Raw genomic sequence first — 7,561 nt, 5'->3', positions numbered from 1 at the left:
ATGTAGTCGGCGCTCAGGTTGATCCAGCGCTCCAGGAGGGCGAAGAGGCGCGCAAGCAAGGAGCCTTGCCGGACGAACTTGTGGTCGGTGATCTCCCCGGTCAGGCTCCCCTGGCAGTCGAAGAGCAGCGGGATGCGCAGGATCTTCTTGAGGAGTGCGCCGATGAAGGCCCCTTCGTGGAGATGGGCGTGGATCAGGTCCGGCTTGAACTCCCGGGCGACCTTGAGCGCCTTGCAGAGCAGGAGCAGGTCGAGGTACGGCTTGTGCCAGGAGGGTCCGGCACCCAGTTTTCCATACCAGGGGATCTTGGGGATGCGATCGATGGGGAAGCCGCCTGCGTCGCGGCCGAGGTGATAGGTGACCAGGTGGAGTCGCACCCCCTCGCCGATGGCCGCGCGCGCCTCCTCCAGTATGCGCACGTGGCAGCCACGGTCCGCGAAATACGGGGTAGGTGCCAGCACCAGCACTTTCAGGGGAGCGTCACCCAAAGTTGACCTTTTCCTTGATGTTGTAGATCGGTTTCCCCTGCGCCTCGTAGTAGGTGCGCGCGACCAGCTCGGCCAAGAGCCCCATCACGATGAACTGCACCCCCATGAAGATGAGGAAGGCGGTCAGGATGAGCAGCGGGTTGCGGTTCATGCTGGTGTGCTCGAAGAATTTCATGTAGAGGGTGAGCGCACCGCTCAGGAAGCCGGCGCACAGGGTGTAGATCCCCCAGCGGCCGAAGAGCTGGATCGGCTTGGTCGAATAGCTCAACAGGAAGGTGACGGTCATCAGGTCCAGGATGACCTTCATGGTGCGGGAGATGCCGTACTTGCTGACGCCATGCAGCCGCTCGTGATGGCGGACCGGCATCTCGGTCACCCTGGCCCCGACCTGGTGGGCCAGGGCGGGGACGAAGCGGTGCATCTCGCCGTAGAGGTTCACGTCCTCCAGCACCTCGCGCCGGTAGGCCTTGAGAGTGCAGCCGTAGTCGTGCAGGTGCACGCCGGTCATCTTGGAGATGAAGCCGTTGGCGATCATGGAGGGGAGTTTGCGGTTGATGAAGGTGTCCTTCCTATCCTTGCGCCAGCCGGAGACCACGTCGTACCCCTCGTCGATCTTGTTGAGCAGAAGCGGGATGTCGAGCGGGTCGTTCTGCAGGTCGCCGTCCATGGGGATCACCACCCGGCCCGAGGCGAGATCGAAACCGGCCGCCATGGCGGCGGTCTGGCCGAAGTTTCTGCGCAGCTTCACCACCTTGACGCGGCTGTCCTTGCCGGCCAGCACCTTCAGGGAGGAGTAGGAGTTGTCGGCGGAGCCGTCATCCACCAGGATCAGTTCGTACGCCAGCCTGGTGTCGGCCAGGGCCTCGCTGATCCGGCTGTGCAGGACCGGGATGTTCTCTTCCTCGTTGTAAATCGGTACTACGATACTTAAATCCACGTTCACTCCAGCTTCTCCGATCAGCTCAGGTTTCTTCGGCGGCCAAAGGTTCTACCGTTTCCTCGAACGCCTTGACCCTTCTGACCTCGATCTCCCCCGACTCGCGCGTCCCTTGCCGGTAGCGCGGCGCCACCAGCCCCCGGATGACCCCCGCGCCGTACACGAGGTGCAGCGCCGGGAAAACGGCCAACAGCCGCGGCAGCAGGGAGAGGTCGCGGCCGGACAGAGAACCCAGCACGCTGGCGGCCACCATGGCAGCCAAGTAGCCGAAGAAGGGGAGCGCGTAGGGTGTACAGCGCACCAGGGGCAGCGAAAGGATGTACGCAAGCAGCAGGGAGGGGGCAAGCGAGACGGGCTTCAGCTTCCCTGCCAGACGCGTCTGTTCGCCGCGCCCCCTGCCGTAGCTGTACATCTGTCTCAGGTAAGCCCGGTAGGTGGCACGCTGGCTGCGGTACACGGCGAGCTGCGGGTCGTGTATCAGCCGGTACCCCTCCTGCTGCAGGCGGTCCATCAGCTCGTTTTCCTCGTTGGGGTAGAGCCGCGCATCCAGCCCGCCGTGGGAGAGGAAGACCTCGCGCCGAAAGCCGAGGTTGCAGAGGATCAGCTCGCTGTCGCTGGTCGACCGGGCCTTGCCGATCTGTCGGTAACGGTTGCGGACACCGCCCCCTCCCACTGCCGAGGCGAAGGCAATCCCGATCGCCCTCTGCAGCGGCGAGTCGCTCTCGGGCGTCAGCGAGGGGCCGCCGACGGCGGCGACCGCGGCATCCTCGAAATGGTGGACGGCGGCCTCCAGGAAGCCGGGGGCCACCCGGGAATCGTCGTCCAGGAAATAGAGGAGCTCGCCGCTCGCCTCGGCCGCGGCGAGGTTGCGCTGGGCGCTCGGCACCCGGCCGTAGGCGATCAGCACCTCGAACAGCTCGGCGGGGTAGCGCAGGCGGGATAGCGCGGCGAGGGCGCGCACCCTCCCCCCCGGCTTCACCGGGATGATTATCGACACCTTGGGCAGCGTCATCGGGTGAGGGTGCCCGACCTGCTACTTCGCGAGGGAGTGCGCAGGCTTGGCAAAGTTGTCAAACGGCTTGAGGCGGTCGTAGTAATACTTGCGGTGACAGCCGACCGAGCAGCTGCCGCCGGTTTCCGTCTTGGTGTAGTTGATGGGGATGTCCCAAGCGCCGAAGCCGGGCGCCTGCGTGTAGATCAGGCGATCCTGCGCGGATGAGTGGGGGTTGTGGCACATCCGGCAGCCGCGCCCCTTGCCAGCCTTGTTGACGTGCACGGCGTGGAGGTTGCGGGAGCCGTTTCTGAAGTTGGTCGCCCGCTCGGTCTTTGCCTCCGCGGCCAGCGCGGGGTTGTGGCAGGCGAAGCAAAGCGGCCAGGCGTCGGCGGAGAACGGCTTGTACAGCGCGGTCGGGTAGTCGGCGATCAGCATCTTGCGGTATTCGGAGCCGTGCGGCTTGTGGCACTTGACGCATTCGCCGGTCTTCACCGGGCCGTGCAGCGATTTCCCCTGCCCCAGTTTCGGATCGTGGCACATGAAACAAAGCCCCGAACCGGGCTTTTTGAGCAGGGACGGGCCTTCCGCCTGGTGGGCGTCGTGGCAGAGCAGGCACTGCCCGTTGGCGACCGGCTTGTGGCTGTGAGAGGCGCCGGAGTAGCGCGCCTTGTCGTGGCAGCGGAAGCAGAGGACGGGGGGGGGATCCTTCAGGAGCGACTTGTTGTTGGAGCTGTGGTGCAGGTGGCAGTCGGTGCACTTCCCCTCGGCAACCGGCTTGTGCAGCCTCGGCTTGCTCAGCAGGGTGGTATGGCAGGAGAGGCAGAGCTTCTCCTTGGGGACCACGAAGCTCATGCTTCCCTTCTCCAGCGGGTGAGCGTCGGACAGCTGCTTGTGACAGCTCAGACACTCGCCATCTGCCACCGGCTTGTGGTTGACCGCCTTGTCGGCCAGGTGGCGGTGACAGGAACTGCACTTGAAGGCCGCCTGGGCCGCGCCCGGAAGGAGCAAAAGACCAAGCAGGACGAGGACGATTGCCGAGGAATTCGAGCGAAGGAAGGAACGCATGGTCAATCCCCTGGAAACTGTGGTTAGTTTCACGTTAGCTGTTGCGACGTTTGGCAAGCCCCTTTCGAGAACAGGCGTGCCGACTGGGCGGCTTCCCGCTCGGACGGTAAAAAGCACGCAGAGGTGTATTCACCTTTGCGTGCACTGGTTTGGAAATGAAGACACTGCGATGAGCGAAGCGCGACGCTGACTCGCCCGGTGAGACGCGCAACGAGAAACGCGGGAGCTACCTATTGCTTCGGGTCGGGTAAGGGGACTGGCTCCTTGCGGGCCCAGCCCCCCCCCTACTTTCCGTTCCGCAGGGGACTGGCTCCGCAGGTGCCTGTCCCCTTCTTTTGGCTTTACTTCCCGTAGCTGTGCAGGCCGGACAGGAAGAGGTTGACGCCCAGGTAGCAGAAGATGGTGGCAGCGAAACCGATCACCGAAAGGATGGCGGCCCTGCGCCCCACCCAGCCGCGGGTGATGCGGGCGTGCAGGAAGGCTGCGTACACGAACCAGACGATCAGCGACCAGGTCTCCTTGGGGTCCCAGCTCCAGTAGGTGCCCCAGGCGTAGTTGGCCCAGGCGGCGCCGGTCACGATCCCCAGGGTCAGCAGCGGGAAGCCGACCATGATCGCCTTGTAGTTCAGGTCGTCCAGCACCCTGATGGCCGGGAACATGGACAGAAGCCCGCCGGCGGCAGCGTTGCCGCCTCCCTGCTCTATCTTCTCCCGGATCAGGTACATGATGGAGATGCCGCAGGCGACCGCGAAGGCCGCGTAGCCCAGGAAGCAGGTGATGACGTGGTACATGAGCCAGTTGCTCTGCAGCGCGGGAACCAGCGGCTCGATGTTGCTGTCCAGGCTCAGGTTGGCCCAGGCCATACCGAACAGCGCGAAGGGGAGCACGAAGAAGCCGACTGCGCGGTACTTGTACTTGAAGTCGATGATCAGGAAGATGAGCAGGATGGTCCAGGCGAAGAAGACCACCGATTCGAACAGGTTGGAGAGCGGCGCGTGTCCGTGCCCCTGGTCATAGGACTCCTTCCAGCGCAGCGCGATGGCGGCGGTGTGCACCAGGAAACCGAACAGCGCGGAAAGGGTACCGGCAAGCCCTACCGCCTTGCTGCGCGAGGCGAGATAGGCAAAGAATATGCAGGTTGAAACCAGATAGGTGACCATTGTCACGTTGAACAGCATGGAACTGGACATCGATGTAATCCTCCGGTCGGGGTTCAGTGTGGCGACGATGGGGCAGTGCCCCAGACTTTATGCCTTGTTAAGCTTTTCCACCAGCTCATCGAACTTCATCTCGAAGCCGGCGGGGTTCTTGCTCGCGGAACCGCCCAAGGTCACCCCTTCGTTGGTGATCCGGGCCCAGACCCGCGTGTGAGACATGAAGAAGGCCATCACGATGCCGGCCACCATCAGGAAGCACCCAAACCACACCACCCAGACGCCCGGGTCCCTGGCCACCTGCAGACCCGTGAAGAACTTCTGATCCATGCCGTCGAAGGTGAGCACCAGGTCGCCGCCGTGCTGGGCGTTGAAGGAGTCGTATTTGGGCGACAGGATCACGAAGGACTGCGGCTGGCCGCCGGCCGGGGTGAATTCCACCTGGGCGCCGGGGCCGTCGAACTCCTTCATGAAGGGGTGGACGTCGGGAGCGGCGTCCATCACCGAGACGAAGGCGCCACCCGGCAGGGAGATCCGCTCGCCCTGGCGGGCGTCGAAGTGCTGGGCGGGGCCACCGTTGCGGTTACGGACGGTCAGGTGGTAGAGCGCGCCCTCCTCCGCCTGGCCGTAGCTCGACTGGTAGAAGGTGACCCCTTTGTAGGTGAGCGGCTCGTTGACGATGCAGGGGATGTTCTGGTACCCCTTGACCGGCTGGCCGTTCTCGAGCACGGTCAGGATGCTCTTGAATTCCCTGGGGGCGCCGGTGTCGTAGAAGGAGACCGAGAACTTCTCGCAGCGCAGCCCGAAGCCGAGATCGATGGTCTTGCCGTTTCTGGCCTGCACCTGGGTGATGGCGGTGCCTTCGGGGATGGTCGCATAGGCCTTGTATCCGAAAAAGGAGCCGATCAGGGCGCCTATAAAAACGATGATGATGGAGAAATGGACCACGTAGACGCCGAGCCGGCACCAGGGGTTTCTCTGGGCGAAGAGGTGGATCTCGCCGTCCTTTTCGGTGATCACCGGCTGGGCGAACTCCGCCTTGAGGGCGGCGACCATCTTGTCCTTCAGTTCATGCTTGCTCCCTTTCACCTTAAGCTCGGCGGTGTTGGAAAGGCTCGCCTCGTAGCGCTCGTCCATGACCAGCACCGGCTCCGACACGATCTTCCAGACGCGGGGAAGCCTCTTGATGGAGCAGCAGATCAGGTTGAGGGTGAGCAGGTAGAGGAGCAGGATGAACCACCAGGAGTGGTACATATCGAAGAAGCCGAGGGAGCTGTACACCTGGGCCTTGGTTTCGCTGATGGTGGCGAGATATTCACGGGGGGGGCCCTGCGGAATGACGGTTCCTATGATGGAGACGATGGCAAGTCCGATGAGCAGGAAGATGGTCAGGCGTAATGAACAGAAAAAATCCCACAGCTGTTGCGCAACTCCGCGTTTATTCGTTGTCAAGGCAGTCTCCCGAAAAGGTGATTGGGCACTTCGAGGTCAATCAAGCTAGCCATTATAGACAAATTGGCAATAAGCGCAAAATAAAATTTACTAATCGCCTGTCGGCCGCAAAAAAGGGGTAACACCTCGTTGCTGTTACCCCTTTCGTCCCTGCAAGTTCTTTGCACGCCGAGCTAAAAGGTTATTTTTTGTGGCAATCGCCGCACTTGGTGGGGCCGGCCTTCTTCTCCGTGTGGCAACCCTTGCAAAGTACGTGTGCCTTGTCCCTGTTCATCTCGATTTTGGAGGGGGCTCCCGCGCCGTGGCAAAGCTTGCACTCGAGCTTGGCGCTGTGCGCCTTGTGATTGAAGGTGACGTTGCCGTTTTTGGCGGGGAAGACGACGGTATCGGCGGCAAATGCGGAAACCGCGCATGCCAAGGTCAGCGCGATCGCGGCGAGAATTTTATCCATGAGCATCCTCCATAATTAAAAATAAAAATTTAAGCGGAAATTATACTTCGGCCTCCCGCTTGTCAAGAGAAAAGGGGCTCCGAGGGCCGGGCTAGGACCTCCTGGCGGCCTGCAGCGCCTGGTCCTTCTGCTCGACCTCCACCGCCATGTTGGCCCGGTAGGCGGCGAACTTCTCGCGCAGGGAGGGGTCGGTGAGGGAGAGGATCTGCACGGCGAAGAGGGCGGCGTTTTTGGCCCCCGCCTTGCCGATCGCCATGGTGGCCACCGGGATGCCGCCCGGCATCTGCACCGTGGCGTAGAGGGCATCCATGCCGGAGAGCGGTCCTCCCCCCATCGGCACGCCGATCACCGGCAGGGTGGTCTCCGCGGCGACCACCCCCGCCAGGTGGGCGGCCATGCCGGCGGCGGCGATGATCAGCTGGATGCCGCGGCCGGCCGCTTCGTGGGCGAGCTTCGCGGTCCGCTCGGGCGAGCGGTGGGCCGAGGTCACCTCGATCCCGTAGGGGACCCCGAACTCCTTGAGGACCCCGAGGGCGTCCTCGATCGTCCCGGCGTCCGACTCGCTCCCGAGGAAGATCATAACCGTCATGTCCGCGCCTCCTTGACCGCGCCGATGTCGCGGCGATAGTACATGGCTTCGAAATAGATCCGGCCGCAGGCCTCGTAGATCTTCCGCATCGTCGAGGCCAGCGTGTCCTCGGACGCGCAGACCCCGAGAACGCGCCCGCCGGTCGTCAGGTACCGCCCGCCCTCGCACTTCGTCCCGGCGTGGAAGATCGAGACGCCCGGCACGTCCTCGGCCTCGTCGAGGCCGGTGATGACCTTGCCCTTCTCGTAGTGGAGGGGATAGCCGCCCGAGGCCACGACGACGCAGCCCGACGGCTTCGTCGACCAGCGCACATCGGCCTTCAGGACGTCGCCGTCGATCGCCGCCTCGAGGAGATCGACGAGGTCGCTCTCGAGGCGGACCATCTGGGGCTGGGTCTCCGGGTCGCCGAAACGGCCGTTGAACTCGAGGAC

Annotated in this window: 9 protein-coding genes; all 9 read right to left on the bottom strand. The window is 63.4% G+C overall.

From position 1 onward, the window contains the following. Positions 1 to 488: glycosyltransferase (locus VJ604_RS01015; RefSeq protein WP_324079520.1), on the bottom strand; the 488-nt coding region annotated here is incomplete at its 3' end. Then, positions 481 to 1,425: a glycosyltransferase family 2 protein gene (locus VJ604_RS01010; protein ID WP_324079519.1), complete on the bottom strand. Its 945-nt coding sequence runs from the start codon at positions 1,423 to 1,425 to the stop codon at positions 481 to 483. The genes VJ604_RS01010 and VJ604_RS01015, both read right to left, overlap by 8 nt. 25 nt (positions 1,426 to 1,450) lie before the next feature. Further along, positions 1,451 to 2,422 carry a glycosyltransferase family 2 protein gene (locus VJ604_RS01005; RefSeq protein WP_324079518.1) on the bottom strand — a complete coding sequence of 324 codons (972 nt, stop codon included), beginning with the start codon at positions 2,420 to 2,422 and terminating at the stop codon, positions 1,451 to 1,453. 36 nt (positions 2,423 to 2,458) lie between these two features. Next, entirely contained in the window at positions 2,459 to 3,484 is a 1,026-nt protein-coding gene (locus tag VJ604_RS01000; protein ID WP_324079517.1) for a cytochrome c3 family protein, read from the bottom strand. Positions 3,485 to 3,825: 341 nt separating this feature from the next. Continuing rightward, a complete protein-coding gene (gene ccsB, locus VJ604_RS00995; protein ID WP_324079516.1) occupies positions 3,826 to 4,674 on the bottom strand; it encodes a c-type cytochrome biogenesis protein CcsB in 849 nt (282 codons plus the stop codon). Between the two features lie 57 nt (positions 4,675 to 4,731). Continuing rightward, positions 4,732 to 6,090: a cytochrome c biogenesis protein ResB gene (gene resB, locus VJ604_RS00990; protein ID WP_324079515.1), complete on the bottom strand. Its 1,359-nt coding sequence runs from the start codon at positions 6,088 to 6,090 to the stop codon at positions 4,732 to 4,734. Positions 6,091 to 6,271: 181 nt separating this feature from the next. Next, positions 6,272 to 6,541, bottom strand: coding sequence for a cytochrome c3 family protein (locus VJ604_RS00985; protein WP_324079514.1), 270 nt, complete (start codon positions 6,539 to 6,541; stop codon positions 6,272 to 6,274). Positions 6,542 to 6,632: 91 nt separating this feature from the next. Beyond that, positions 6,633 to 7,130, bottom strand: coding sequence for a 5-(carboxyamino)imidazole ribonucleotide mutase (purE, locus tag VJ604_RS00980; RefSeq protein WP_324079513.1), 498 nt, complete (start codon positions 7,128 to 7,130; stop codon positions 6,633 to 6,635). After that, positions 7,127 to 7,561: phosphoribosylglycinamide synthetase C domain-containing protein (locus VJ604_RS00975; RefSeq protein WP_324079512.1), on the bottom strand; the 435-nt coding region annotated here is incomplete at its 5' end. The genes purE and VJ604_RS00975, both read right to left, overlap by 4 nt.

The organism is Geomonas sp. (assembly GCF_035254065.1).
Taxonomy (GTDB): domain Bacteria; phylum Desulfobacterota; class Desulfuromonadia; order Geobacterales; family Geobacteraceae; genus Geomonas.
The sequence above is the reverse complement of the archived record's forward strand: the minus strand, read 5'-3'. Positions and strand labels throughout refer to the sequence as shown.

What these genes read in the sequence shown, in the direction of transcription:
- VJ604_RS01000 (WP_324079517.1), bottom strand. Translation starts at nt 3,484, where the DNA reads ATGCGTTCCTTCCTTCGCTCGAATTCCTCGGCAATCGTCCTCGTCCTG.
- ccsB (WP_324079516.1), bottom strand. Translation starts at nt 4,674, where the DNA reads ATGTCCAGTTCCATGCTGTTCAACGTGACAATGGTCACCTATCTGGTT.
- VJ604_RS00985 (WP_324079514.1), bottom strand. Translation starts at nt 6,541, where the DNA reads ATGGATAAAATTCTCGCCGCGATCGCGCTGACCTTGGCATGCGCGGTT.
- purE (WP_324079513.1), bottom strand. Translation starts at nt 7,130, where the DNA reads ATGACGGTTATGATCTTCCTCGGGAGCGAGTCGGACGCCGGGACGATC.